General features: G+C 58.5%; 22 protein-coding genes. 6 read left to right on the top strand and 16 right to left on the bottom strand.

Going from position 1 to position 26,614, the window contains the following annotated elements; translation table 11 throughout:
• Positions 1–31: 31 nt before the first annotated feature.
• Positions 32–1,078 carry an AraC family transcriptional regulator gene (locus tag I6N98_RS12460; protein ID WP_198568676.1) on the bottom strand — a complete coding sequence of 349 codons (1,047 nt, stop codon included), beginning with the start codon at positions 1,076–1,078 and terminating at the stop codon, positions 32–34.
• 175 nt (positions 1,079–1,253) lie between these two features.
• On the opposite strand from I6N98_RS12460, the gene I6N98_RS12465 reads away from it, so the two are divergent.
• Complete coding sequence (locus I6N98_RS12465; protein ID WP_198568677.1) at positions 1,254–2,114, top strand: MaoC family dehydratase; 861 nt, start codon at positions 1,254–1,256, stop codon at positions 2,112–2,114.
• Positions 2,115–2,179: 65 nt separating this feature from the next.
• On the opposite strand, the gene I6N98_RS12470 is transcribed toward I6N98_RS12465, so the two are convergent.
• The 3 genes from I6N98_RS12470 to sthA form a co-directional block, all read right to left on the bottom strand.
• On the bottom strand, positions 2,180–2,977 hold the full coding sequence (locus I6N98_RS12470) for a DUF3014 domain-containing protein (protein ID WP_198568678.1): 798 nt from the start codon (positions 2,975–2,977) through the stop codon (positions 2,180–2,182).
• 192 nt (positions 2,978–3,169) lie between these two features.
• Positions 3,170–3,364: a hypothetical protein gene (locus tag I6N98_RS12475; protein WP_198568679.1), complete on the bottom strand. Its 195-nt coding sequence runs from the start codon at positions 3,362–3,364 to the stop codon at positions 3,170–3,172.
• Between the two features lie 157 nt (positions 3,365–3,521).
• Entirely contained in the window at positions 3,522–4,913 is a 1,392-nt protein-coding gene (gene sthA / locus I6N98_RS12480) for a Si-specific NAD(P)(+) transhydrogenase (RefSeq protein ID WP_198568680.1), read from the bottom strand.
• Positions 4,914–5,060: 147 nt separating this feature from the next.
• Between sthA and I6N98_RS12485 the strand changes: the two genes are divergently transcribed.
• The 5 genes from I6N98_RS12485 (at position 5,061) to I6N98_RS12505 (ending at position 9,328) form a co-directional block, all read left to right on the top strand.
• On the top strand, positions 5,061–5,681 hold the full coding sequence (locus I6N98_RS12485; protein ID WP_198568681.1) for a class I SAM-dependent methyltransferase: 621 nt from the start codon (positions 5,061–5,063) through the stop codon (positions 5,679–5,681).
• A gap of 91 nt (positions 5,682–5,772) precedes the next feature.
• Positions 5,773–6,300 (top strand): phosphatase PAP2 family protein, encoded by a 528-nt coding sequence (locus I6N98_RS12490; RefSeq protein ID WP_198568682.1) that lies wholly within the window; start codon positions 5,773–5,775, stop codon positions 6,298–6,300.
• Positions 6,301–6,372: 72 nt separating this feature from the next.
• Positions 6,373–7,431 carry an MJ1255/VC2487 family glycosyltransferase gene (locus I6N98_RS12495; protein ID WP_198568683.1) on the top strand — a complete coding sequence of 353 codons (1,059 nt, stop codon included), beginning with the start codon at positions 6,373–6,375 and terminating at the stop codon, positions 7,429–7,431.
• Positions 7,432–7,448: 17 nt separating this feature from the next.
• Positions 7,449–8,570: a M14 family zinc carboxypeptidase gene (locus I6N98_RS12500; protein ID WP_198568684.1), complete on the top strand. Its 1,122-nt coding sequence runs from the start codon at positions 7,449–7,451 to the stop codon at positions 8,568–8,570.
• A complete protein-coding gene (locus tag I6N98_RS12505; protein WP_198568685.1) occupies positions 8,567–9,328 on the top strand; it encodes an alpha/beta fold hydrolase in 762 nt (253 codons plus the stop codon). The genes I6N98_RS12500 and I6N98_RS12505 overlap by 4 nt, the downstream gene beginning before the upstream one ends.
• A 20-nt stretch (positions 9,329–9,348) precedes the next feature.
• Here I6N98_RS12505 and olsF read toward each other — a convergent pair whose 3' ends face one another.
• The 12 genes from olsF to I6N98_RS12565 all read right to left on the bottom strand — a co-directional run bounded on the left by olsF (position 9,349) and on the right by I6N98_RS12565 (position 26,558).
• Complete coding sequence (gene olsF, locus I6N98_RS12510; protein WP_198568686.1) at positions 9,349–11,127, bottom strand: bifunctional ornithine lipid synthase OlsF; 1,779 nt, start codon at positions 11,125–11,127, stop codon at positions 9,349–9,351.
• A gap of 9 nt (positions 11,128–11,136) precedes the next feature.
• Positions 11,137–11,955, bottom strand: coding sequence for a UDP-2,3-diacylglucosamine diphosphatase (locus tag I6N98_RS12515; protein ID WP_198568687.1), 819 nt, complete (start codon positions 11,953–11,955; stop codon positions 11,137–11,139).
• A 606-nt stretch (positions 11,956–12,561) separates the two neighbouring features.
• Positions 12,562–13,296, bottom strand: coding sequence for an HvfC family RiPP maturation protein (locus tag I6N98_RS12520; protein WP_198568688.1), 735 nt, complete (start codon positions 13,294–13,296; stop codon positions 12,562–12,564).
• Entirely contained in the window at positions 13,297–14,169 is an 873-nt protein-coding gene (locus tag I6N98_RS12525) for an HvfB family MNIO-type RiPP peptide maturase (RefSeq protein WP_198568689.1), read from the bottom strand.
• Positions 14,157–14,540: an HvfA family oxazolone/thioamide-modified RiPP metallophore gene (locus I6N98_RS12530; protein WP_420496969.1), complete on the bottom strand. Its 384-nt coding sequence runs from the start codon at positions 14,538–14,540 to the stop codon at positions 14,157–14,159. Before I6N98_RS12530 ends, I6N98_RS12525 begins: the two co-directional genes overlap by 13 nt.
• 158 nt (positions 14,541–14,698) lie before the next feature.
• The gene (gene hrpA / locus I6N98_RS12535) at positions 14,699–18,619 is read right to left on the bottom strand and encodes an ATP-dependent RNA helicase HrpA (protein ID WP_198568690.1); all 3,921 of its coding nucleotides are present in this window, start codon (positions 18,617–18,619) and stop codon (positions 14,699–14,701) included.
• A gap of 81 nt (positions 18,620–18,700) precedes the next feature.
• Entirely contained in the window at positions 18,701–20,398 is a 1,698-nt protein-coding gene (locus tag I6N98_RS12540; RefSeq protein WP_337924595.1) for an AMP-binding protein, read from the bottom strand.
• 203 nt (positions 20,399–20,601) lie between these two features.
• On the bottom strand, positions 20,602–21,585 hold the full coding sequence (locus tag I6N98_RS12545) for an oligopeptide/dipeptide ABC transporter ATP-binding protein (protein WP_198568691.1): 984 nt from the start codon (positions 21,583–21,585) through the stop codon (positions 20,602–20,604).
• Entirely contained in the window at positions 21,582–22,682 is a 1,101-nt protein-coding gene (locus I6N98_RS12550; RefSeq protein ID WP_232787332.1) for an ABC transporter ATP-binding protein, read from the bottom strand. The genes I6N98_RS12545 and I6N98_RS12550 overlap by 4 nt, the downstream gene beginning before the upstream one ends.
• Entirely contained in the window at positions 22,679–23,989 is a 1,311-nt protein-coding gene (locus tag I6N98_RS12555) for an ABC transporter permease (RefSeq protein ID WP_198568692.1), read from the bottom strand. The genes I6N98_RS12550 and I6N98_RS12555 overlap by 4 nt, the downstream gene beginning before the upstream one ends.
• Positions 23,986–24,933: an ABC transporter permease gene (locus I6N98_RS12560; protein ID WP_198568693.1), complete on the bottom strand. Its 948-nt coding sequence runs from the start codon at positions 24,931–24,933 to the stop codon at positions 23,986–23,988. The genes I6N98_RS12555 and I6N98_RS12560 overlap by 4 nt, the downstream gene beginning before the upstream one ends.
• Positions 24,933–26,558, bottom strand: a complete 1,626-nt coding sequence (locus I6N98_RS12565; protein WP_198568694.1) for a peptide ABC transporter substrate-binding protein — start codon at positions 26,556–26,558, stop codon at positions 24,933–24,935. Before I6N98_RS12565 ends, I6N98_RS12560 begins: the two co-directional genes overlap by 1 nt.
• Positions 26,559–26,614: the final 56 nt, after the last annotated feature.

Here is a 26,614-nt window from a genome sequence, read left to right on the forward strand (position 1 = left end):
AACTTGATAAGCTTTGCAAAAGCGGGCCCCACTATTGGGGCTCACCATCCGCCATTTTCTGTTGGCGGTATTCCACTGGGGTGAGGCCGGTCCAGCGTTTGAAGGCACGGTAGAAGGTGCTGGGCTCGGAAAAACCAGTTAGGTAGACCACATCGGCAATGCTTTCATCGGTGCGGGCCAACAGACGTTTGGCGAGGATACACCGGTAGTCCGCCAGCACCTGGTTAAAACTGGTGCCGGCTTCGGTCAGCCGCGAGCGCAGCACTCGCTCGTTCATATCCAGGCGCGCGGCCACTCCCTCCAGGGTGGGCTGTCCCAGCTCCAACACTTCAGCGATGACCCGTTTTACGTCCCCCACCACATCCTGGCGGGACAGTTTTTCCAGTTGCTTGCTGGCCAGGCGCTCGTGGAGTTTTAGCAGCTCCGGTTCGGCGTGAGTTGAGGGGGTATCCAACACGTCGGTGGCAAAAACCAGGGCCTGCCGAGGGCTGTCGAACTCTACCGGACAACCAAAGGCCCGCTCGTATTCATCCACCGCAGCACCGGGAGAGTGAGGCAGGTTAACCCGCAATGCTCGAAAGGCGCCATCGGTTAAGGCATCGAAATAACGCAGTAAAAATCGCGCAAAGCAGTCATTGCGATGGCGCAGCGACGGCGCCGAGTCGCCGGCAAAATCCAGTACCAAGCGGGATTCCTCAGCACCGACCTCCAACTCAAACTGCATGGCGTCGGTCACCAGGCGCTGGTAGTTTTGCGCCCGCCGCAGCCCCTCACCAAAGTTAGGGCTGCTGAGAAACAGATATTCCAGCACCTGCCCCCGATAAACCGGCACCACCTCGGCGATATGCAGACCGATTAAGGGATCTCCACTGACCTCTTCCAACACCCGCCAAAACTGTACCTGCGCGGCATGGGGAAAGCGCGCGGTGCGATCCGTCAGCAGGTTACTGGAGATTTTACACTCCTCCACGACCCGCTCGACATCCAAACCCATTTCCAACATGGCGGGGTAGACCAATTGCACCAGAAAGCTGGAATCGCTCAGCTCTGAAAAGGATTTCCCACCCGCTTCAGTCATTGTCCTCTATCTCACTTGTGCCTGGCCCATCTGGGCTTCGGAATAATCCCCGACTTGACCCCGCCGCGGGGCGGGAACATAAACAGGGCGAATTTGTCAGCGTGGCTATTTGGTTATACTGGCTTACTTATACTGGCCGTACTGTAAACATGGGTAGATTAGCATGACCGCCGCTATGGAACGAAAATTAGATAAGCTCCCTGCACTTTTACCGTTGTTGGCCCGCGCCGCGATCGCCAGAGGCAACGGTGACGCCGAGCCCAGCTTCCCCGACCAGCTCATCACCCTGGGCCAGGTCGATATTGATCGGCGCGCTGTGGCTCGCTATGCCCAGGTCTGCGGATTTCAGCACGATAATCGCACCCTGCCACCCAGTTACCTCCACACACTGGCGTTTCGCCTGCAAATGCAGTTGATGTTGGACAAGGCCTTTCCGGTGGCGCCAATGGGCTGTGTCCACCTCAGCAACCGCATCGTGCAATATCGTGCCGCCAGGCTCGACGACACCCTGTCGATGACCTGCCGAGTCGCCGGTCACCAATTGACCCCGCGGGGTGTCGAGTTCGATTTTGTCTGCGAGGCCCACAGCGGCGACGAACTGCTGTGGCAGGACTTCAGCAGTTATCTGTCGCGCCGCAAAACTGGCGCCAGTGGCGGCAAGCGAGAACGCCCCGCTCCGCGAGTCTACCCTGAACAGCTGGCACTGCATCTGCAGCGCCAAACCGCGCGACAGTACGCCCGCGCCTCGGGAGACTTCAACCCGATTCACCTTCACGACCTCAGCGCTAAAGCCCTGGGTTTTAAGCGTATGGTGATACACGGAATGTGGAGCAAGGCCGCCTGTATGGCCGCGCTGATAGGCCGCTACCCCGATTTTGGCGAGGCGCTATCCTGCCACGTAGAATTTAAAACACCGGTGTTTTTACCGGCAACCACGCAACTTTGCTTTGATCCGGGCGAGCAGAAAATCGACTTTGAGTTACGGGACGAAGCAGGCCGCAAACCGCATTTGATCGGTTCTCTCAATCGCCTGTGAAGCGCCCTTGGGGGCCACCACAGCGGCCCCTCACTTTCGAAACCCGGATATTAGAAACTTGGAGATTAGAGGTAGCTGCGCAACTGCCGCAACCACTCTTGTAGGGCCAGCATGTTTTCCTGCCCCAGACGCCACATCCACTTGCTTAGCGGGTCGGCATTTTCCAGCACCGGGTCGGCGTATTCGTAAAATACCTTGGGCTGCTTCAGCGGCGTATCGTCGGGGATAGGCTCCACCACCAGCAGGTGTTCGATCGTGCTACGCAGCTGAGTGTCGAAGGATTGGGGATTGCCCAGTTCGTTGTAGGCCTTTTCTAGAAAGGGTGACCATTTTTTGTAGTAAACCGCCAGATTCTTGGGATCCAAAGACGTCACAGCGTTGATCAGCGGGTCCCAGCGGTCAAAATTGGCCGGGTCGTTCACCAATTGCCCGCTGTCGTTTTTAATAACCTGAAACGAATCTTTGTTGTACACCACCGGCAAGTGCTTGCTGGGCAAGCGATACTCGGCCATCTGGTCGATCAGAGACACCCACTTGCGCACTTGCTCATCGGGGCTGAGGTAGGAGCCCAGGGGCTCTGACAAATCCCCCGCTGCGGCGCGAACCTGGTCGTCGCTACCCGCAATAGAATCCGGCGGCTCAATAGCCTTCTTCGCTTTTTCCTGATAGTCCTCCTCGGACTCCACCGCGAGGGTTTCCTTCACGGTTTTCCGGGGACGGTCGTCGCTGCCGTCTTCGGCGCTGGAATCAGCTGGCGTCAGTTGACGATTAAAGTCGCTGCCCGCTGATTGGTCGACCACATACCAAACGAAACTCGCCACCCCTGCCAGGGCAATCACGGCGACAATAGCTTTCCAATTCATCCCTTTTCCCCACTGTGGCATCCCCCCAACTATTATCAAACTCTACAGGGGACCGACCACATGGTATATCTGGTACCGGTAATGGGCAATAAAGTATTGGACCGCGGGCGCAGGGGACACGGGGGTGGAGTGCGGGCAGACCTGATTCAACGAGGACGTCACAGCGCTTCCTGCGGCCGTTAACGTCACCGCTTACAAATCGAAGTCGTCCAGCAGATCGAGTTCTTCCATCAAGCGCTTGCGCTCAAGACGTTCCTCGATCTTGCGACGGATACTGTTGTCCCGCCCGCCGTTAACAGCTTGCTCTTCGAAGCTACTGCTGTCGTCAAAAAAACCGTCTTCCATATCTTCGGAATCGGAGTCGGTATCCGCCAATTCTTTTGCCATTTTGCTCTCCAGCACAAAGTCAGACAAAAAAACGAATAGCTTTTCAAACGCTGGGTTTTACTGCGCTCTCAAGGGCACTATTTAGGGCCAAGAGCACTTTGTGTCAATTAAAATTTGTACGTATTGGCGACTTTTTTTGGATGACAAAGGCCGGCTTTCAAAGTCGGTTTAAACCATTGAGGGCCGCAGTGCGGTAGGCCTCTGCCATGGTCGGGTAGTTAAAGGTCGTGCTGACAAAGTAGCGGAGGGTATTGCCGCCGTTTTTTTGCTTCATGATGGCTTGACCGATATGGATGATTTCCGCCGCTTCGGCGCCAAAGCAATGGATGCCCAGTATCTCCAGTGTATCGACACGAAACAGCAATTTGAGCATGCCCACTGTCTCGCCACTAATTTGCCCCCGGGCGGTATCTTTGAAGAAGGCCCGACCCACCTCATAGGGGATACGGGCCTCGGTTAATTCGCGCTCTGTTTTACCCACTGAGCTAATTTCCGGGATGGTGTAGATCCCGGTGGGGACATCATCGACGAAACGGCACTGTTCCTTACCTCGGGCCGACGCCGCCGCGGCGCGCCCCTGGTCGTAGGCTGCACTGGCCAGGCTGGGCCAGCCAATCACGTCGCCGGCGCCAAAGATATTGTCGACGGTAGATTGATAGTGGTCGTCCACCACAATCTGGCCGCGATGATCCACCTCAAGCCCCACCGCGCCCAGGTTCAGGTCCTCGGTATTGCCGCTGCGCCCGTTACACCACAGCAGTGCGTCGGCCTGTAAGCGCTTGCCAGATTGCAGCTGCAAGGTAACGCCGGCGTCATCGGCCTCAACGCTCTTGTAGATTTCCCGGTGGCGAATCATGACCCCGAGGTGGCGCAAGTGATAGCTCAGGGCATCGGAAATTTCGTCGTCCAGGAATTCCAGCAGTCGATCCCGTGTATTGACCAACTCCACTTTGATGCCAATGCCCGAGAAGATCGACGCGTACTCACAACCGATCACCCCGGCTCCGTAAACAATTAGCTTGCGGGGGGTATTGGTCATATCCAGGATGGTGTCGCTGTCGTAAACCCGCGGATGATCAAAGTCGATGTCGGCGGGCCGATAGGGCCTGGAGCCAGTAGCGATTACCACCCGGTCGGCGGTGACGGTATCCACCTGACCGTCTTCGTTGACCACTGCAATGCTGTGGGCGTCCTCAAAGCGGCCGCGGCCGTTGATCACCCTAATGCCATTGCGATAGTAAAAGCGGCTGCGCATGGACACCTGCCGGGAGATCACGTCCTTGGCGTGGCTGAGTAGCTTGGGATAGGTCAGTGTGCGGGGGTCGCCAATTTCGCGAAATATCGGCATTTCATTGAAGCGGATTGCCTGACGCACCATATGCCGAAGGGCCTTGGAGGGAATGGTGCCGCGATGGGTACAGGCACCGCCCACCAAGGGCAGCGACTCGACAATGGCCACTGACTGGCCGTGTTTGGCGGCGTTGAGTGCCGCGCTCTCCCCCGCTGGACCACTGCCCAAGACCAACATATCGTAATCGTATTTACTCACGTCACCGTCCTTTTACACCGTTAAAGCCGGGGAAGCTCTGCACAACCTGGCAAAGCCTCAAGCATCAGCAGGTTGTGAAGAGATTCCCAAGCCCTATACTACCTAACCCCGCCCACCTTTAGCATTGGACGTTTGGCGAGACCTACTGTGCCCCATTCAAGCCCCCACCTCCGGCAGTACTATGGCATCAATTACCCGCTGGCGGGCCACCCGGTGCGGCGCCGACTCAAGCGAGACCACCCTGCCACCACGCTGCACGGCCATAAAGTCTGGGGTTCGGCACTGTTGATGATGGACTGGTTAAGCCGCGAACCACTGCCGCCGGGAAGCCGAGTTGTGGAAGTGGGCTGTGGCTGGGGATTACTCAGCACTTACTGTGCCAAACAGCAGGCGTGTGAGGTGACCGCCTCCGATATCGACCCCGCCGTGCGGCCCTATATCAATGCCTTGGCAGGGCTTAACGACGTCGAGCTGGCCTGGCGGCAAGCCGAGTTTGCCGACTGGGACGCCGCCTTACTCAGCGAGATCGACGTATTGATTGCCAGCGATATCTGTTTTTGGGATCAGCTGGCGGAGCCGGTATGGCAGTTAATCAATCGCGGTATCGACAGCGGCGTATCGCAAATTTTGATCACAGACCCACTGAGGCCGCCTTTTATCGAGGTGGCCGAGGCCTGTATTGAGGATTTTCACGCCGAGCTGCTGCCACTGACCATCGATACGCCCAGACGGCATCGCGGCGCGCTATTGCGCATAGAAAACCGCTAAAACCCCGCCCCTGCACTGTCGCAAATCTGCAACAGTATTGTCACGCAACCGCAAAGCCCAGAGCGTACTGTTTGACTGTGAGGATCAAACTATGCGCTTAATACAGTCGATCAATCAGTTTGATGTCAGGATGTTTATGGCCTGCGTCAACACCCGCTTCCAGCGCCCCTTGGTGCGCGTGGCTCGCAGTGTATCAAAAACCGGCGATGGCTATGCGCAACTGGGGCTGCCGACACTGGTTTACCTCAGCGGTACACACCTGGGTGCCTCGTATTTTGCCGCCACCGCGCTGGCCTTTGTGATCTGGCTGCCGCTCTACTGGGTACTGAAAAACACCTGCCGGCGTCGCCGTCCGCCCGCCGCCATTCCCGCATTCAGCGCTGAAATCATCGCCTCTGACGAATTCAGCTTTCCCTCCGGCCACACCGCTGCGGCGTTTTTACTGGCCACCATGACGGTATTATTTTACGGCGTTATCGGTGCACCGCTGTTTATCTGGGCACTGGCTGTCGCCGCGTCTCGGGTCATCCTCGGCGTGCACTTCCCCACCGACACCGTCGCTGGCGCGGGCCTTGGCATTGGCATCGCCCACCTGAGCTACAGTCTGATACTAATTTGATCAGCAGACACCGCAAGCCAATCAAGAGCGTGACGTGACGCGCTATATGTTCCGTGAACCGCGAGTACAACTATGAAAATTCTCTACGGCGTCCAGGGCACCGGTAACGGCCATATCGCCCGCGCCCGGATGATGGCCAAGCACTTTCAAACCCGATCAGCCGATGTGCAGTTCCTGTTCTCAGGGCGAGATGCCAGTGCTTATTTTGATATGGAAGTGTTTGGTGACTACGAACACCGCCAGGGACTGACTTTTGCCACTACCAACGGCAAGATTGATACACTTAAAACGCTGCGTGAAGCGCGCCCCTTGCAGTTCATTCGCGACGTAAAACACCTGGATCTGTCAGGCTATGACCTTATCGTCACCGACTTTGAACCGGTCACCGCATGGGCCGGGCGCATCCACAAAAAGCCGGTAGTGGGGGTGGGTCACCAATACGCCTTTGGTTACCCCGACGTTCCCGAAGAGGGCGTGGATTTCATCAACAGCACGATCATGCGCAACTTTGCACCGACTCGCTATCGCCTGGGTCTGCACTGGCATCACTTTAACGCCCCGATTGTGCCGCCCATTATCAACCCGGATGAAAAGCCAGCAAAAACACCGGGCCAACATATCGTGGTCTACCTGCCCTTTGAAAATCAGCTGCGGGTCACTCAGACGCTGCAACAATTAGAAGGCTACGAATTCCGTCAGTACTCCCCGGATCTAAGTGACGGCAGCGATGGCAACGTTCAGCTGCGCAAGACCAACCTGCATGGATTCAAGGCGGACTTATGCAGCGCCGCCGGCGTGATCTGTAATGCCGGTTTCGAATTAATCAGCGAGTGTCTGCATATGGGCATTCCCGCCCTGGCCAAGCCGGTGGCAGGACAGTCGGAACAGCTTGGTAATGCCGCGGCGCTGCGGCAATTGGGTTGCGCCTCCGTTATGGAGGATTTTTCAGTCGCGGCGATTCGCGACTGGCTGGCCAGCCAACCCCAACACTCTCCTCGCCACTACCCCGATGTGGCGGCCGCGATTTGCGACTGGCTGCTTAAAGGCCAGTGGCACGACAGTGCCGGACTGGTAGAAAGTCTCTGGCAACGTACTGACCGTGCGCCACTCACGCTGGCCAAAACAGGCTAGCCTCTGTCTGCTGTGGTATGAGTAGCGAGCTGGGACAGTCAATCACTGAACACGCAGATGGCGCCGTAGGCCCCCACCTTCCACCACTGAGTGAGGTGCTGGATCAGTGCCGGGGCCGCCTATACCGACGCCTGTCGGAATTAATTTCCCTGGAGCAGCTGTGTCGGCAGGCCGGTGACTGGGTGAGCACCCGCACTGAGGCCTTGATCGACGTGGATGATTACCGCCTGCCAGTGGTCTCTATCTGTATCGGTGAGCCCACCAAGGCGCGCTGCTGCCTGCTGCTCACCGGCGGCATCCACGGCGTGGAACGCATCGGCACTCAGGTATTGCTGGCGTGGCTGGAGTCGGTGATCGAGCGCTGCCGATGGGATAGTCACTGGCGCCAACAGTTTCAAGAAGACGTCGCCATTGTCGCCCTGCCCATCGTCAACCCAGGCGGCATGCTCAAAGACTGGCGCAGCAATCCCCGTCATGTCGATCTCAACCGCCACGCCCCCATCAATGCCGAGGACAAAGTACCCTTTCTGGTGGGTGGGCAGCGCCTGTGGCGAAAACTGCCCTGGCACCGGGGCCACTTCGAACAGGAGGTCGAGGCCGAGTTCCTCGCTCTGCAAAATGTCATAGACCGCTACAGCTCGCCCCAGCGGCCCATGCTGGCAGTAGACCTCCACTCGGGCTTTGGCTTTCGGGATCACCTGTGGATTCCCTACGCCTATCGGCGGGAGCCCATCGAAGATATCGGCAGCTATATGGCCCTCAAGCTACTGTGGGAGCGCAACTTTCCCCATCACAACTACGCCTTTGGCCCCCAGTCGATGCACTACCTCAGCCACGGCGATATGTGGGATTACTTCCACCGCCGCGGCACGCAGCAAGGCCACACCTTACTACCACTGACTTTGGAAATGGGCTCGTGGCTGTGGGTAAAAAAGCACCCGCGGCAGTTGTTCAGCTTTGCCGGGCTGTTTAACCCCACTGTGCCCCATCGCCATGCCCGAGTGCTGCGCAGCCACTTGGTATTGCTGGACTTCCTGCTGGCGGCCATACGCAACCCAGACAGCTGGATTGTTAGTGGCGAACGCGATCGGCACATGCAACAGATAGCACAAACCCTGTGGTATCGGAATCTGCCGTGACAGAGGAAAAGATACACCACTGGCTATTTTTGCGGGGACTATCCCGGGAACAGGCTCACTGGGGAGAGTTTGCGCGAGGCTGCAGGGAACAACTGGGCTGGCAATGCCACTTTCTCGACCTGCCCGGCTTTGGCGACCAACATCCCCTCAACTCACCGCTGACCATCCCCGCAATACGACAGCAGGTCGCAGAGCGCTTTAGTGGCGAGCACACAAGGCCAATGGGCATCGTTGCACTGTCACTGGGGGGCATGGTGGCACTGGACTGGTTGGCGGCAGATCCGCAACGCTTTCACGCTGCCGTACTCATCAATAGCAGCAGTCGCTTAAGTCCGTGGTATCAGCGACTGCAAGTCAGTCAGGTGCGGCATGTGGCAAAAGCCCTGCTCTCAACAAAGCCTGTGGATCAGGAGCGGGCCATTTTAAACATGGTCAGCAATCGCGACTGGGGCAGTGGCGCAAAACAAGACGATCTCGTATTGGAGCAATGGCTAAACATTCGTCACTGTCACCCCATCACCAAAGCCAATACCTTGCGCCAACTATTTGCCGCTAGCCGCTTTCGGCCGCCGGCGACTCTGCCTTTATCACCGCTGTTTATCACCAGCTATGGCGATCGTATGGTGTCCTGGAAATGCAGCGCCGAATTGGCCAAACACTATGGTGGCCAGCTGATCGCACACCCCGATGCAGGGCACGATCTTCCTCTGGACGATCCAGGCTGGCTGATTGATTGCTTAAGGCAGCGCTTGAGCTAACGCAGCTTATTATTTGCTTTTCAGGCCGCGTGGCTATCCGTATCACTCGCTGACTGCGGCCCGGCTGATTGCAGCCCGGCTGACCGCAGCCCGGAACTATCAATATAACGCTTGTAACGGGCTGGCTTCATTTGTTCAATATCGACCATCACCAAACCGTCGATACAGTCGGCAAAATCCGGGTCGATATTAAAGTCGGCAAAGCTAACGCCACCAGGCTCACAGAGTTCGGTGTACTGTTTATACAACGTGGGCACTGCACAATCCATAGCGCTCAACTGAGCTTTAAGGCGCGCGAACTCCTCATTGTAATTCTCACCGGTAAAGGGCGATGGCTGATGCTCGGAGCGGTAAGGGAGCTTGGCACTAGCCCATTGCTCAGGTGCGACAAAATGCGCTTGGTAGAACTGCACAATCAGATCTTTGGCTGCTTTGGGCATACTGTCGCTCAGACTGACCGGACCAAACAAATAGCGCACATCCCGGTGGCGACGAAGGTAGGTCCCTACCCCTTGCCACAGGTAGTCCAGAGCGCTGCGGCCCCAGTAGCGGGGCTGAACGAAACTGCGGCCCAGCTCTGCACCCTGCTCAAATATTGGCCCGCTCAACCCAGGGTCGTAGTCAAACAAGGTTGCGCTGTAAAACTGCTGATCACCTTCCAGGCTCGCACCACGTTTCAATCGGTAGGCGCCCACCAGCTCCAATTGATTTTCATCCCACAGCACAATGTGGTCATAGTAAGCGTCGTAAGTATCCACATCCCTGCGGTGGCCAGTGCCTTCCCCCACCGCCCTGAAGCTGATTTCCCGGAGGCGGCCGATCTCCCGCATGATCACGCAATCACCGCTGTACTGGTAGCAGTAGATCTCCATACCGTCCCGCGTTGTGCCCAGCTTTTCGCACTGGCGGATCGCCCGGCGCAGTAGCTGACGGTCCTCGGGATGGGCAACCGGCTGTGCTTCCGGCATAAAACAGGGCTCGCCGCGGCGACGACGCTTACCCAGCTTGTAAATATGCTTTTTAAACAGACGCACTTTAGCCTGAGCAGTCAGCGGCAAATTGCGGTGCAAGTCGGTCTCGATAGCGGGACCGATAGTGACCCTCACCGTGCGATTGTTCTGCTTAAACATTTCCCGAATCAGCCACAACGTAGACAGCGGCTTGGCCAGCATCGACAGGGCGTAAAAGAACACCGAATTGCGGGCATTGATATGTACCGGCAGAATCGGCGCATTGGTTTTTTCGGCAAATTTGATAAAACCGTTGTGCCAGCGACCGTCGCGAATACCGGCAGGGCTAAACCGGGAGACCTCCCCGGCCGGAAAGATAATCACAGCGCCTTCACCTTTAAGGTGATCCTGAATCGCCTTTAAATTCTCTTTGCGGTTGGCTTTGCCGCTCATATTATCCACCGGCAGCAGCATACTGCGCAGAGGTTTAATGGCGTAGAGCACATCGTTGGCCACCACTTTGACGTCGCCGCGAACCTCCGACACCAACTTCAGTAGCGCCAAGCCGTCCAAACTGCCGATGGGATGGTTGGAGATAATCACCACCCGCCCAGACACCGGAATGCGCTCCTTATCCAGGGCGCTGACAGCATAGCCAAAATCAAAGAAATCCAAGACCTGCTCGACAAAATCCAGGCCCTGTAGATGCGGATAGTCCTTTTCAAACTGCTTGAATTCGGCCTCGTGAAACAGGTACTGCAGCAAAGCCGCGAGGGTCTTGCGAATATGGGGATTACCTGTTGCCAAGCGGGGAAAGCGTTCTTCAATAACGGCATCGACGGAAATCATATTGTCTCCTCAACCGGCGCGGCGCAGTGGCAGGATATCGGCGCTGGCCGGTTCACCATCGTGATGCAGGCTGTCTAACAAGGTCTGGCGCTCGGTCCAGTTAAGCAATTCCATTTTGCCTTCGGCGGTTTCACCCAGCACCGTGCAGTTCTCAATCCAATCGCCGTCATTGCAGTACAACAGGCCGTCGATTTCTTTCAGTGCCGGCTGGTGGATGTGGCCACAGATCACACCGTCCAGGCCCCGGCGCTTGGCTTCACGCACCGCTGCTTCCTCAAAGACATCGATAACCTGACGAGCGTTGGGAATACGCTGCTTGATGTAAGTAGCCAGTGACCAGTAGTGACGACCGAAGCGGCGACGGAAAAAGTTGGCCCAACGGTTCAAGAACAACAGCAAATCGTAGGCGGCATCACCAATCAGGTCTTCCCACTTACTCAATTGGATATGCTCGTCGAGAATATCGCCGTGGAACATCAGCAGACGCTTGCCAGTCACGGTGGTGTAAATCGCTTCCCGTTTTACTTCGATGGGGCCAAACAGATTATCGGTGTAGTCCCGGAAAGGTTCGTCGTGGTTGCCGGGGATGTAGACCACGCGGGTGCCGCTATTGGCCATGTGGAACAGGCGTCGAACCACGTCATAGTGAGATGGCGGCCAGAACAGCGTGCGCTTCATGGCCCACAGGTCGACCACATCGCCAACCAGGTAGATCGTGTCGCACTCGACACGGGAGAGAAAATCCAACAGATACTCGGCGCGGCAATCCTTAAAACCCAGGTGGATGTCCGACAGCCAAATGGTTTTGTATTTGAGTTTTTCTGTCACCGTGATGCACCCTCGCTATGCATTTGGCGACATGCTATCGATGACAAGTGACAGAAAAGGGACTCTTTGGCGACATATTTATGACAAGTCACCACGTTTGTAACAGAGGCGAGACAAGACCGTAGGGCGGACACGGTGTTTTGTTTCCACCACATCCACTTCGATGTGGGCACCATCTCGGGAGCGATTCGGTGGACACAAAGGGCGATGTCCACCCTACAGGTGAAGGGTATCCAACGTACGAACAAGGCCGTAGGGCGGACACCGGTTTTGTGTCCGCCGCGTCACCCTCGATGTGGGCACCAGCGTGGCTTCGATCCGGTGGACATAAAAGGCGATGTCCACCCTACAGGTGAAGGGTATCCAGCGTACGAACAAGGCCGTAGGGCGGACACCGGTTTTGTGTCCGCCGCGTCACCCTCTATGTGGGCACCGGCGTGGTTTCGATTCGGTGGACATAAAAGGCGATGTCCACCCTACAGGTGAAGGGTATCCAGCGTACGAACAAGGCCGTAGGGCGGACACCGGTTTTGTGTCCGCCGCGTCACCCTCGATGTGGGCACCGGCGTGGCTTCGATCCGGTGGACATAAAAGACGCTGTCCACCCTACAGGTAGAGGATATCCAACTCTAAGAGCTGCGCCAGAAGGGCTTTGCCATGCTCGATAATTGCGGCCGGCTCCCCACCGATCTCTTCCGCGATACGCTGCAGTGCGGCAGCCGGCGTCGGTGCATCGGCGTCGAGCAATTCCAATAACCGCAGTGTCACTGGGTTGCTCTCCAGAAACGCCACTTCATCGCTGCGGTTGCGATACACCACGATACAGGTTGGCGCGTCACTGGCTTTGGCAGGTTGAAATTGGGAACTGATTAAATGGACGGGAAATGAAAAGGCCAAGGGCCAGGCCAAGGGCGACACCTGCAATGGAGCATTCAGCAAATCATCGGGCAGGTCTTGGGCGGGAGGCAGGTCTTCTTCTGCCACATCCAACGCCAACTCCACCCACTCATAATAGGCCAGTTCCCGCAAAAATACGGGATCAGAGGCGCACTGGCGTTCGTGGTTCAGGTAGTCGAGAAACTCCTCGGCGAGGTCGACAAAATAGGGGCTCTGACAGCGGTGCCGACGCATAAAGTCCCGCACCATTTGCAGCCAAGTCTCATCGTTGAAGATGCTTCTCAATACCGGGAAGCTATTGCTTAAAGAGCCCTCGATGTTTTTAAACAATAGATCTCGATAGATACCCAGCCGACGGGATTCAATACCCGCCGGCCCGGCGTTTTCGAGCGGATCTCTGACAAACTCGGTCAGCGATTTTTGCACGCGCTGAAAATCTTGCACTCAGCCCGCCCTCACCTGCTTTGCACGGGTAGGTGCTGATGCCACACGGGCCTGGGCAACGCGGATCTGCGCCACCTCCGCCAACAACTCGCTCATCGGTGGAAAATTAAAATCCCGCTCCAGTAAGGTGGGGACAGGCCCGCAGCGCTGGTAAACCTCATCCAACAAGGTCCACACCGGATCGATCACATCGCTACCGTGGGTGTCGACCCGCAAGTCTTCCGCTTCTTCGTAGTGACCGGCAATATGCAGGTAGCTCACCCGCTCCAGCGGTAAGCCGTCGATAAAGCCCAATGGATCGTAACGGTGATTAATGCTGTTGACGTAGACATTGTTAACATCCAACAGCAAGCCGCAGTCTGACTCCCTGGCCACCGCCGCGATAAAGTCGCTCTCGCTCATTTGCTGTCCCGGTGCGGCGTAGTAGGAGGCGTTTTCCAGCAACATGGGGCGGCCGAGAATATCCTGCACCTGCTTGACCCGCTCGGCCACGTGGCGCACTGCCTCTTCGGTAAAGGGGATCGGCATCAGGTCGTAAAGGTGCCCCTCATCGCCGCAGTAGGTCAGGTGCTCGCTGTAAAGGGGGCACTGATAGCGGTCTATAAAATCCCGCACCGCCGTTACCAAGTCGGTATCCAGCGGCGCAAAGCCGCCGATATTAAGGGATAAACCGTGAAGGGTTACCGGATAGCGTTCGGCAATCTCGTCAAAGTCCCGGCGAAAACGCCCGCCCAGTTTGAGCCAGTTTTCCGGGGCCACCTCGACAAAATCCAGCTCATCGCCAGATAGAGACTGAAACGCGCCCATCAGGGCGCGCCGCAGTCCAAGACCGGCAGATGCCGGTTTAAGGGAGTTGGGCATTAGCTGCCGCATTTAGCCTCGCCACATTTGCCTTCGGAGGCTTTCTTGTCACCACCGCACTTGGCCTCGCCGCATTTACCTTCCCGGGCTTTATCTTCACCGCATTTGGCTTCACCACACTTTCCTTCCATGGCTTTCTTTTCGCCGCACTTGGCCTCGCCGCATTTGCCTTCATGGGCTTTCTTTTCACCGCATTTAGCTTCGCCGCATTTGCCTTCCCCGGTTTTGCCATGGGCGTCGGCGAGCTGATAACCCGCACTCAACTGAGTGGCGGCAAACGGATTACTATCAGCCATCGCTGGGGAGATTGCGGTTGCCAGAAGTGCCGCACCAAAAGCAGAGGCAACAGGTTTCTTACTAAAGGATTTTTTCATTGAAGCCATAGGTCGTACTCCTCGTAGGCGTGTCCCGCCTGATTATAAAAATGATCGCGGTTGCCGCGCCAGCCGGTTTAGCATAGCTCAAAAATTTGGATTAGACCGGCCTTATTCCCCACTACGTGAAGAACGGGCAACCCGTTTTCATGGATTAGACGCCAGCTTCAGGTGATTGTTACAGCCTCTTGCAGTTCTTTCCAAAGAATTTTCAATCGCTTCTCTGATACCGGTGCCTGGGTACCCAATTCCTGGGCAAACAAAGACACCCGGAACTCCTCCAGCTGCCAGCGGTACTGCTCCACCAGCGGGTGCCTGGCAATCCCCTCGCCCTTGCGCTCAATCAGCGCCTGCAACTGGGCCTGAAGCGGCTCCAGAGTCAAGGTGCACTGACGGTCCCGGGTGAAATGGCCCCGCAACTTGTCGATACGTTGCTGCACCGCCTTTAAATAACGGGGGTACTGCTGTAAGCGCTCGCTATCGACCGCAAGAATAAACTCTCCTTCAAACAAGGCACTAAGCTGATTGTTAATATCCGCCACACTGTGGGCCCAGCTCAGGTTGTTGGCTTTTTTCAGGGTCCGGCGAACGCCGGCATAGAGGGCCAGCACTTCCTTCATCAAGGCCTCGTAGGCCTCCAGTGTGGCGACAAATTCACTGCGCCCCTGCTCCCAGACGGCATCAAATTCCTCGGCACGCCGGGGCAGACTACCGGCGCTGATGGCGAAGGCATCTCTGGCAGCCGCCAGCAGCATCATCTCCACCCAGCGGTGGCGATCACCGCCAATCGTGGCGAACTGCAACTGGTGTTCGTTGCCCCGCAGCACCTTGCCCCGGGCCTGCTTGACCTGCTGGGGCAGGCGCAGCAATAACAGCCGCAGCACACCGCGCTCGCTGAGACGATTGGCTTCGGCCTCGGACTCCGCCAAGCCCAGTTCGGCGGCATCGCCCTTGTCTCGCAAGCAGGGATACGCCGTCAGGGTGGCACCACTTTGTTTGAAGCGGTGTTGGTCGGCCATTTTGCCAAAGTCCCACTCAGTCACCGCCCGGGTCTCGAACTGATTGCCGGTTTCCTGACTGATACTTTTTTGCACCCGGTCCGCCAGTTGTGAGCGCAGCCGAGCTATATCGCGGCCGGCGGCGAGCTTTTTACCGGCATCGTCCAACACCCGGATATTCATTCGGTAGTAGTCTTCCAGCTCCGCCACCGGCCAATCCGTCAAAGCGATATCGACATTGCTAATCTGCTGCAGGGCCTCGGCCAGGGCCGGCAACAAGGGCTGGTCTCCCACCTGCATGCGCTGTAAAGCCCGGTCCACATAATCCGGTACCGGCACCAGCTGTTTGCGCTGGGCCTTGGGCAGCATTTTTACCAGGGCAATGCACTTGTCCCGGAGAATCCCCGGCACCATCCAGTCGAGCCGCCCCTCGGGGAGGGTCGCCAGCTGCCCCAGGGGCACAGACACAGTCACCCCATCGGCAGGGTGGCCCGGCTCAAAGTGATAGCTGAGCGGATAACTGACGCCCCCGGCGGTCAATTGGTCGGGGAACTCGGCACCGGCGTCGTCCTGGTGACGCATCACATCGCCCCGGGTCATCTTTAGGGCTTCGGCGCCGGCGGATTTCTTCAGCCAACTCTCAAGATGCTTGGCGGTAGTGATGCCCTCCGGCAAGCGCTGGTCGTAAAAACGGAACAATTCCTCGTCGGAGACCAGAATATCTCGCCGCCGGGTTTTGTCCTCCAGCCGGGTCACCTCGGCGATCAGCGCGCGGTTGTGCTTAAAGAACTTGGCCGGCCCTCGATAACGCCCCTCCACCAGGCCCTGGCGGATAAGAATTTCCCGGGACAGCACCGGGTCGATTGGGCCGTAGTGCACACGATGGCGATCGCGGATGGTGAGGCCGTGCAGCAGGGTTTGCTCGTAGGCCATGACCCGGCCAGTCTTGGCCTGCCAATGGGGCTCGTAGTAGTTGCGCTTGAGCAGGGAGTCGTTGATACCAAATACCCAGTCAGGCTCAATTCTGGCCACACAGCGAGCATAGAGCTGGGTGGTCTCCGCCAGCTCTGCCGCTACAATCCACTTGGGGCTTTTCTTAAACTGGGAGGAGCCGGGGAAGATGCGCAGTTTGCGGTTGCGGGCCCCCAGGTATTCCCGGTCGTCCCCTTTGACCGCCAACTGGCTGAGAAAACCCGGCAACAGCGCCTGGTGAAGACTGTCGTAGTCCGCTGGCTGCGGGTTTTGTTTGAGTTTGAGCTGACGGCACATGACCGCCAGCTGGTAGTGCACTTCCCGCCACTCCCGCATCCGGGTCCAGGATAAGAACTCCTTCTGACACAGTTTGCGCCATTGGTTGTTAGACAATGCCTGACGCTGCTCCTCGGCGTAGTCCCACAGCGCCACAAAAGCGAGAAAATCTGACTCGGGATGCCAGAAGCGGCGATGTTTTTCGTCGGCAGCCTGCTGTTTGTCGGCGGGACGCTCCCGGGGGTCCTGAATACTCAGGGCACTGGCGATAATCAGCATCTCCCGCAGGCAGCTTTTCTCTGCCGCCGCCAGCAGCAGCCGACCGATGCGTGGGTCCACCGGGAATTTGCCCAGCGCCTTGCCCCGCTCGGTAAGCTTGCCCTGCTGACCTTTTTTGCCGCTGTGGACCGCACCCAGCTCTTCCAACAGGCCAAAGCCGTCGCGGATCAGGCGGTGGTCCGGCGGATCGACAAAGGGAAATTTGCGGATATCCCCCAGGCCCAGCTGCAACATCTGCAAAATCACCGCCGCCAGGTTAGTGCGCTGAATCTCCGGCTCGGTAAATGCCGGGCGGCGATCAAAATCCTCTTCGCTATAAAGACGGTAGGCGATACCCGGCGCCACCCGGCCACAGCGACCGGCACGCTGGTTGGCACTGGCCTGGGACACCGGCTCAATGGGCAGCCGCTGCACTTTGCTGCGTATGCTGTAGCGACTGACCCGGGCGGTGCCGGCATCGATAACATAGCGAATGCCCGGCACGGTAAGAGAGGTTTCCGCTACGTTAGTGGCCAACACCACCCGCCAGCCACGCCGCCCCCGCAGATCGAAAATCCGCTGTTGTTCGGCATTGCTGAGCCGAGCATAGAGGGGCAGCACCTCGGCGCCGGGCAAGTCGATGCGACGCAGGTGTTTGGCCACCTCGCGGATATCCCGCTCGCCACTGAGAAAAACCAGGGTGTCACCCTGGCGCTGGGCGCCCTCGGCGATCAGCTCCCGCAACACCTCCTCTACACCCTGGGACAGGTCGTTATCGTCGCTGAGGTCTTCCAGGGGCCGGTAGCGGTACTCCACCGGGTAACTGCGGCCCGAGACTTCTACCACTGGGGCGTCATCAAAGTGCTTGGAAAAACGCTCCACGTCGATGGTGGCCGAGGTAATAATCACCTTGAGATCGGGGCGCTTGGGCAGCAGGGTCTTCAGGTAACCCAGCAGAAAATCGATATTGAGGCTGCGCTCGTGGGCCTCGTCGATAATGAGGGTGTCGTACTGGTTGAGAAAGCGGTCCTGCTGGATCGACGCCAGCAAAATACCGTCGGTCATCAGCTTGATATAGGAGTTGGGGGAGCTGACATCCTGAAAGCGCACCTGATAGGCCACTCCCTCACCCAGGGGCGTATCCAGCTCCTCCGCCAGGCGCTGGGCCACGGTGCGGGCCGCCAAGCGCCGGGGCTGGGTGTGGGCAATCATGCCGTCGATGCCCCGGCCCATTTCCAGGCACAGTTTGGGAATCTGTGTGGTCTTACCAGAGCCGGTTTCCCCTGCTACCACCACCACCTGATGGCTCTCAATGGCTTTGCGGATATCCGACAGCCGCTGGCTGACCGGCAGTTCCTCGGGGTAGCGAATGGCCGGGCGGCGCTCAACGCGATCCTGACGCCGCTGGACGGAGCGCTGTAGCCGCTGGACAAACTGCGCAACCCGCTGTTGCTGTTTGTCGGTGCCATCGTCGCGTTCACCATCGCGCTGCAATTGCTGCAACTTGCGACGCAGTGGAAAGCGGTCGGCGCCGTAGCACTGGTCAATTTGGCGCCGCAGGGAGGGCCAGTCGATATCGGGCATGGGGTCTCAAATACTCGTTTGGCGAGAACCATAAAAAAAGGCGCCGTCGTGGCGCCTTTTCTATTGCTATGTGGATCGGGATCAGGCGGATTCGCTCCGCTTGGCCAGTTCCTCGTCGCGTAGGGTGCGGCGCAGCACCTTGCCGACATTGGTCTTGGGCAACTCGTCCCGGACTTCAATATAGCGCGGCATTTTATAGCCCGTCAGGCGCTCACGCAAAAACCCCTTGAGCTCATTTTCGTCGATGCTGCCTTCTTTAGGCGCCACAAAGATCTTCACTACTTCACCGGATTTTTCGTCCGGCACGCCTATTGCCGCACATTCAGCAATATTGGGATGGTCGCTGAGGACATCTTCAATCTCGTTGGGATAGACATTAAAGCCGGACACCAGAATCATGTCCTTCTTGCGGTCAACTATTTTCAGGTAACCGTCCTCCTGCACCACCGCCACATCGCCAGTGTGCAACCAGCCGTCCTTGATGGTCTTCTCGGTTTCATCGGGACGCTGCCAATAGCCCATCATCACCTGGGGGCCCCGCACGCAGAGTTCGCCCCGCTCGCCCAACTCCACTTCGTTGCCGTCGTCGTCCACCAGTTTCACCTCGGTGCCCGGCAGCGGCAGACCAATGGTGCCAATCTGGTTGTGGCCGCCTGGGTTGATGGAGACCACTGGCGAGGTTTCGGTTAGGCCGTAGCCCTCGTAGACCTCGGCGCCGGTGATTTCCTTCCACTGTTTGGCGGCACCGGCGGTGAGGGCCATCCCGCCGGACAGGGTGACTTTGACCTTAGAGAAATCCAGATCCCGGAAGCCGGGATGCTTACACAGCTGCACAAACAGGGTGTTGATGCCGCTCATGCCGGTCCAGGACCATTTACCCATGGCCTTGACCAAAGAGTCCAGGTCCCGGGGGTTGGGAATCAACACCGAGTGGTTGCCTTGCAGCATCACCACGAAAGCCAGCATAAAGGAGTAAATATGGTAGAGCGGCAGGGGCGCGATAAAGGTCTCCTCCCCCATTTTCAGGCCGTAGCTCTCAAACAACGACTTGCTTTGCAGCACGTTGGCCATCAGGTTGCGGTGGCTGATCATCGCGCCTTTGGAGACGCCAGTGGTGCCGCCAGTGTACTGCAGCAAAGCCAGGGCCTCGGCATCTGGCGCCGCGGCGGTGAATTGCCCACTGCTGCCTTTACTCAGGGCCTGACGCAGTGACAGCACATTGTCAAAGGAGGTCTTAGGCACTTCCTTCCTGATATGCTTGAGCACCGTGTTGATCAGTGTCCGCTTAACCGGCGAATGCAGGTCGGCGACTTCGGTGACAATCACGGTTTCCACCCCAGTCTCGGGAATCACCGCTTCCGCTGTTTTGGCGATGTTAGCCAGCACCACCATCGCCTTGGCGCCGGAGTCATTGAGCTGGTGCTTGAGTTCGCGCTCGCTGTACAGCGGGTTGGTATTCACCACAATCAAGCCCGCGCGCATGGCACCAAACAGCACCACGGGGTACTGCAGTATGTTGGGCAGCTGAATGGCGATGCGATCGCCGGACTTCAGGTCGGTGTGATTTTGCAGGAAGCTGGCGAATTGACCCGACAGCTTCTCTAATTCGCCGTAGCTCAGGGTGTGCCCCAGGCAAGACGTGGCCGGTTTGTCGGCAAAGGTATTGACGCAGTGGTCGAACATCGACACCAGGTTGGCAAACTGCCCCAGGTCTACCTCAGTGGGTATCCCCACCTTCTGCTGCCCCTGCGCTATGCGTTCTGAAAGTAGCTGTGACAAAACCGACCCCCTAGATTTATTGTGTGCTGAATTGCCGCGTTGTTTGTACGTATTATCGATAATAGTAGTTGTACGCCTGACTGGCACAAGTACCAAGCCTGCCGACACAAAGCGAGCAAGCTATCGGCAATTGTTTTCACTGTCAACACAGTGGACATTTTTTAAGAATTAGAGCTCGAGGTTTAGGGTTCAAGGATTGCATCCTAACAATCGGCAGCCTCAACCACCCTCAGCCGATGGCAGGCCACCTCGGTGCCTGCCTTGGACAGCTGCAACCAGGGCGGTGCCCGCCGGCAGCCGGTATCCACAAAAGGGCAACGCGGCGCAAAGCGGCAGCCACGATCGCCGCTCAGGGGCAAAGCCCGGGCGGCAGGGGCAGCGACGGTATCCAAGGCGGCACTGGAGCCCGGTTCAGGCTCCAGATGGGCGGCCAGCAACTGCCGGGTATAGGGATGAGTCGGCACCGAAAATAGCGCCGGGCTGTCACCCAGCTCGACAATCTCGCCCAGGTACATCACCGCGGTTCGCGCCGCCAGGTAGCGCACCACCGCCAGATCGTGGGCGATAAACAGCATGGCGGTGCCCTGCTCTCGCTGAATATCCCGCAGCAGTTGAATAATCTGCGCCTGCACCGACACATCCAGCGCCGATACCGGCTCGTCGCAAACCACCAGCTTGGGTTTGCTGATAAAGGCCCGGGCGATGCCCACCCGCTGCCGCTGCCCGCCGGACATCTCATGGGGGTAACGCTCAGCGGCCTCCGCCGGCAGCCCCACCCGGGTCAGCCAGTATTCCACTGCCTGCTCGATCTCCGCCCTCCGCGCGCCCTGAATCATCAGCGGTTCACCGAGGCTCTCGCCAATAGTGAGCCGGGGGTTGAGGGAGGCATAGCTGTCTTGAAAGACCATCTGCACCGGGTGACCAGTGCGGGCCCGGCGCCGAAAATCGCCACTGCGGCTGTGCTGGGGCAGCGCTACGCCATCCACCCAGACTTCGCCGGCGCTGCGGGGTAAGAGGCCGGCAATAATCCGGCCCAGGGTGGATTTACCGGAGCCACTCTCCCCCACCAAGCCCAGCACTTCGCCGGGCTGCAGGGTTAAGCTGACGTTGTCCACCGCGCTGAGATACTGATCGCCCTGGCGAAACAGCCGGCGCAGAGCACGGACTTCCAACGCTGGATGGGTCATGGCTGAAAGTCTCCCTGGTCCCCAGCAGCTTCTACCGCTGGCGATGGGGGTCGCCGCACATAACCGGGGCCGGGGTGATCGGGGTGCAGCAACCAACAACGGCTGAGATGGTGGTCACCCCCTTCTCCTTGTCTCATACCGCCAGCCAGATGTGGCGGCATCTCATCGCAAATGGCCATGCGCCGGTCGCAACGCGGCGCAAAAGGGCAACCACCAATTTCCCCGCGCAAATCCGGCGGCGTGCCGGCTATCGGCCGCAACAGCCGCTGGCTCTGCAAGCTGGGCACTGCCGAACGCAGAGCCTGGGTGTAGGGGTGGGCAGTATCGGTAAAAATCGATTCTACCGGGCCCGATTCCACCGTGTGCCCGGCGTACATCACCGACACGCTGTCGGCAATATTGGCCACCACCCCCAGGTCGTGGGTGATAAATAACAGCGCCGTGCCCTGCTCCCGTTGCAACTCTCTGAGCAGCGCCAGCACTTCGGTTTGCACCGTCACATCCAAGGCGGTAGTGGGCTCATCAGCAATCAGTAACTGGGGTTCGCAAGCGATGGCCATGGCGATCATGGCCCGTTGTAACATGCCGCCAGAAAACTCAAAGGGGTACTGTCGGGCGCGCTGTTCTGCGTTAGGGATGGCCAAACGCTCCAACAAAGCGATCGCCCGATGCCGGGCTTCTCTACGCCCCATGCCTTTGTGCTCCCGCAGCGGCTCAGCAATCTGCTGGCCAATCTGCTGGGTGGGGTCCAGGGCGGTCATGGGGTTTTGAAAGATCATGGCAATGCGGTTGCCCCGCAGTTGCCGCCAGGCCTTGCTGCCCAGGGCCGGCAGCGGCTCACCGTCGAACAGGCGCCGCTCGGCGTCCACCGAGGCTGCGGGCGGTAATAACCCCAGCAGGCTCATCGCCGTCACGGACTTACCACAGCCGGACTCCCCCACCAGCGCCCGACACTCTCCCCGGCGCAAATGCAGTGAAGCATCCCGTACCGGGTGGACCTCGCCGATGCGCACCGACTGAGCCCGGACATCCACCAGGGTGTCGGTTTTGCGGGTGGCCATGGGGCGGGTTTTGGCTCGCTTGGCGCTAAAACTCATTGCGGTACCCCACCACTGCGCTTGTCGGTGAGATCCCGCAGCGCGTCGCCGAGGATATTAAAGGCCAGCACCGAAATACTGATCATCAAGGCCGGCAGCAATAATTGTCGGGGGTGAGACAGCAGGGTTTTTATACCGTCATTACACAGTGCACCCCAGGAGGTGGTGGGCGGCGCCACCCCCATACCGATAAATGACAAAAACGCTTCGGTAAAAATCGCCTGGGGAATGGCAAAACTAAAGGCCACCAGAATCAAGGGCAGCACATTGGGGAACACATGGCGGAAGATAATATGCAGATTACTGAGGCCAGCCAGACGCGCCGCCTCGACAAAAGGCTGCTGGCGCAAACTTAACACCTGACCGCGAATCAGCCGCGCCGTGCCCGGCCAACTGAGGATCAGCATGGCGATAATCAGCGGGAAAATGCCGTTTTCCCCCGGGCCAATGCCAAAGGCCACCCGCAGCAAAATCATAAATAACAGAAAGGGTAAGGCGATAACAAAATCCACCAGCCGCATGGTGGCCTGATCCACCCAACCACCGGCAAAACCCGCCACCGCGCCCAGCAGGCAACCAAAACTGATATACAGCAGCGGCGCCACCACACCGACAAACAGCGAGGTCTGCCCGCCGGCCATCAGCCGGGCCAGAATATCCCGGCCCAGCGCATCGGTGCCCAGCGGGTGCCCGGGCAACTCTACATAGCTGGGATAGCTGTCCCCCACTGACACCGGCACCAGGCCTTGGAGCTGGGCCTCAAACAGCGAGATCGCCACCTTGGGGCGAACATCCAGGGCAAACAGTTGCAGCCCGCGGTCAGCATCCACCACCGTATAACGGTAGATTTGTCGTCGCAGCTGCAGCACATCTTCGTAGTGCCCCTTAGCGGTGGTCCCCAGCGGCAGACCGATGCCGGGTTCATCCGCCGGCCCCCGGTAAATCTGGTAGCGCTCCACATCGGGCAGGACTGGCCATTGCAGGCGCACATATTCAGTATTGGCGGCCCGCACTGTCAGGTGTTTGACCTTGCGCCGCGGCTGCCACTGACCGTGGTCATCCACCACCATCGCCCACTGGCTGGGCAGCGGCCCCTGGGAAGTCAACGACAGCCACTGCTGGGCTGGGTCCTGCCGCCACAGCTGCGGCCCGAGGGTGACAAACACCACCAATAACACCACTGCCGCACCGGCGATCACCACCGTCGGCGACGACCACAATGAGGGCTTGGGGCGGCGATAAAATACGTCCGGCTGCTGCATCTGCGCCGGCTGCCAGGGCAAGAAGCGAAACGGGGAAAGACTCATGAATCTGCCCCCCGGTACTGACGAATACGGGGATCAATCAGTCCATAACTGATATCCACCAGCACCACCACCAACACCAGGAAGGCACCGTAAAACACCGTGGTGCCCATGATCACGGTGTAGTCCAGCTGCTGCACTGCCTGAACAAAGTATCGGCCCAGGCCGGGGATAGCGAAGATCAGCTCCACCACAAAACCACCGGTGGTAATAGCGGCAATGGTGGGCCCCAATTCGGTCACCACCGGCAGCACCGCATTGCGTATCTGGTGTCGCCAGAACAGCCGAAAACCACCTAAGCCCTTGGCCCGGGCGGCGGTGATGTAATCGGCGCTGAGCACCTCCAACATTGAGGCTCGCATTAGCCGGCTCAGGTAGGCCATGGTACCCAGGCCCAATACCAGCGCCGGCACCCACACATGGGACAGGCCGCCCCAGCCCGCCACCGGGATCAGTGAGCTATCGCTCCATTGATTAAGCTGCACAATCACCAGTTGCGCCAGAGCGGCAATAACAAAACCCGGCACCGAGATGGCGGCGATCACCCCCAGCATGACCAGCCGATCCGGCCAGCGGTTGCGGTAGATTGCAGCCACTGTCCCCGCCGCCACCGCGCCCACCAGGGCGATCAGAATGGCGGCAATACCCAGCACTGCCGACACCGGAAAATGTTCGCGGATGATGTCGTTAACCTGGCGGTTTTCCTGGGTAAACGAAATGCCAAAATCCCCCCTCAGCATACTGGTGATATACAGCCAGTACTGCTGAGCCAGGGGTTTGTCCAAGCCATAGCGAGCTTCCAGCTGAGCCCGGACCGCCGGCGACATGGCCTTTTCCTGAGTCAACGGATCACCGGGCACCGCGTGCATGGCAAAAAACGTGGCAGTGGCGATAAACCACACCGTCAGCAGCCCCCAGCCCAGTCGACGCAGGATAAAGGCCGCCATCAGTCGGCAATCCAGGCGTAGCGGAAGTTGGGGTCACCGCCGAATACCGCCCGGCGCACACCGCGCAGCCGAGGGTGCTGCACATACAGCGCGCCGTTCTCGTAGGTGGGCAAGATCGGCACATCCTCAACCACGATCTGCTGAATACCGGCCATGGCCTTAAAACGCCGGCGGGGATCGCTGGTCTGCTGGGCGACCCGGATCAGGCGGTCGTATTCAGCGTTGTGGTAGCGGCCCCGGTTATTGTCGTTCCAGGACGCGAACAGATCCGCAAAGGTCATAATATCGTCGTAATCCGGACCCCAAGCGGCGGCGACAATATCAAAATCGCCCCGGCGCATCTTCTCCAAACGCTGCTTAAAAACCTGCTGATCGATGCGAAGCTCAATACCCAGCCCGGTACGAAATAGATACTGGTAGTACTCGGCCTCTTGGGTGGCCCGAGGGCTGTCCCCGGCCAGTAGCATCAGCGGCGGAATCTCCTCCAGCCCCAGTTCCTCTTTGGCCAGGCGCAGGTAGCGCCGGGCGGCTGCGATATCCGGCTTCACCCTAGGGGCGGGATATTCCTGACGAAAGCTGCCCTTTAGCCCTTTGACGGTGACCGGAAACAGCGAATAGGCCGGCTTGATGCCCGGCAGGCCGATCACTTTGTTCACCAACATGGCGGGGTCCAGCAGGTGTTGAATCGCCTTGCGAAAGGCCCAGTTGCCGGTAATCCGCCCTTCGCGAAAGTTAAACTCCAGAAAGAACAGCGAGCCGGTATGGAAGTCGTGAATCTCGTAACCGCGGCTCACCGCCTCGCCCATCAAACCGGTATCCAGCGCCGCCAAGGCAATGCGACCATCCCGAAACAAATTAAATTGGGCGCTGGGATCGCTGGTGATATACGGCATATCGATTTCCTCGATACGCACCTGCCCGGCATTCCAATAATAGGGGTTTTTGCGCAACCGCAAATGAGCACCGTGGACCCAGGTCTCCAGACTAAAGGGCCCGTTAAAGACCATCTTGTCGGCATCCGCCGCGTAGCGCCGCCCCCACTGATCGACAATATCCTCCCGCAGCGGCATAAAGGTCATAAACGCGGTCAGACTGAGAAAATAGGGGCAGGGCTGCTTAAACCTTACCTGCAATTGATAGTCGCCCACCGCCTGCACCCCCAGAGCCTCCGGCGGTAGCTCCCCATTATTGACCTGCTCAGCATTAGCGATGGGATAGAAGATAAAAGCGTATTGGGAGGCGGTGGCGGGCTTGAGCGCATGGCGCCAGGCAAACACAAAGTCGTGGGCGGTGACCGGCTTGCCGTCGCTCCAACGGGCATCCCGGCGCAGCCAAAAAGTGGCGCCCTGCTCAGTCAGCTGCCAGTGCTCGGCAATGCCCGGCACCAGCTCTCCCTCTGGGCCATAGGCTGCCAAGCCCTCCATTAGGTGAGAGAGCACAAAGTTGGCTATGGTATCGGTGGCTACGGCGCTATTGAGGGTGGGGGGCTCGGTGGCCAATGACAAGGTCACCGCCTGGCGCTGGGCATCTACCGCCTTGGCATGGGCCGGTGCCGCCAGCAAGGCGGTCAATAGTGTAGCTATCAAAGCGGCATACAATGCGGCATGGCCCGGCAGATGATGCATTAGCTGCCACCCGGCAACTGAATGACGCTCAGGTCGGCAACCGCTGCGGCCGTCAG

Source organism: Spongiibacter nanhainus (genome assembly GCF_016132545.1).
GTDB classification, from domain to species: Bacteria; Pseudomonadota; Gammaproteobacteria; order Pseudomonadales; family Spongiibacteraceae; genus Spongiibacter; species Spongiibacter nanhainus.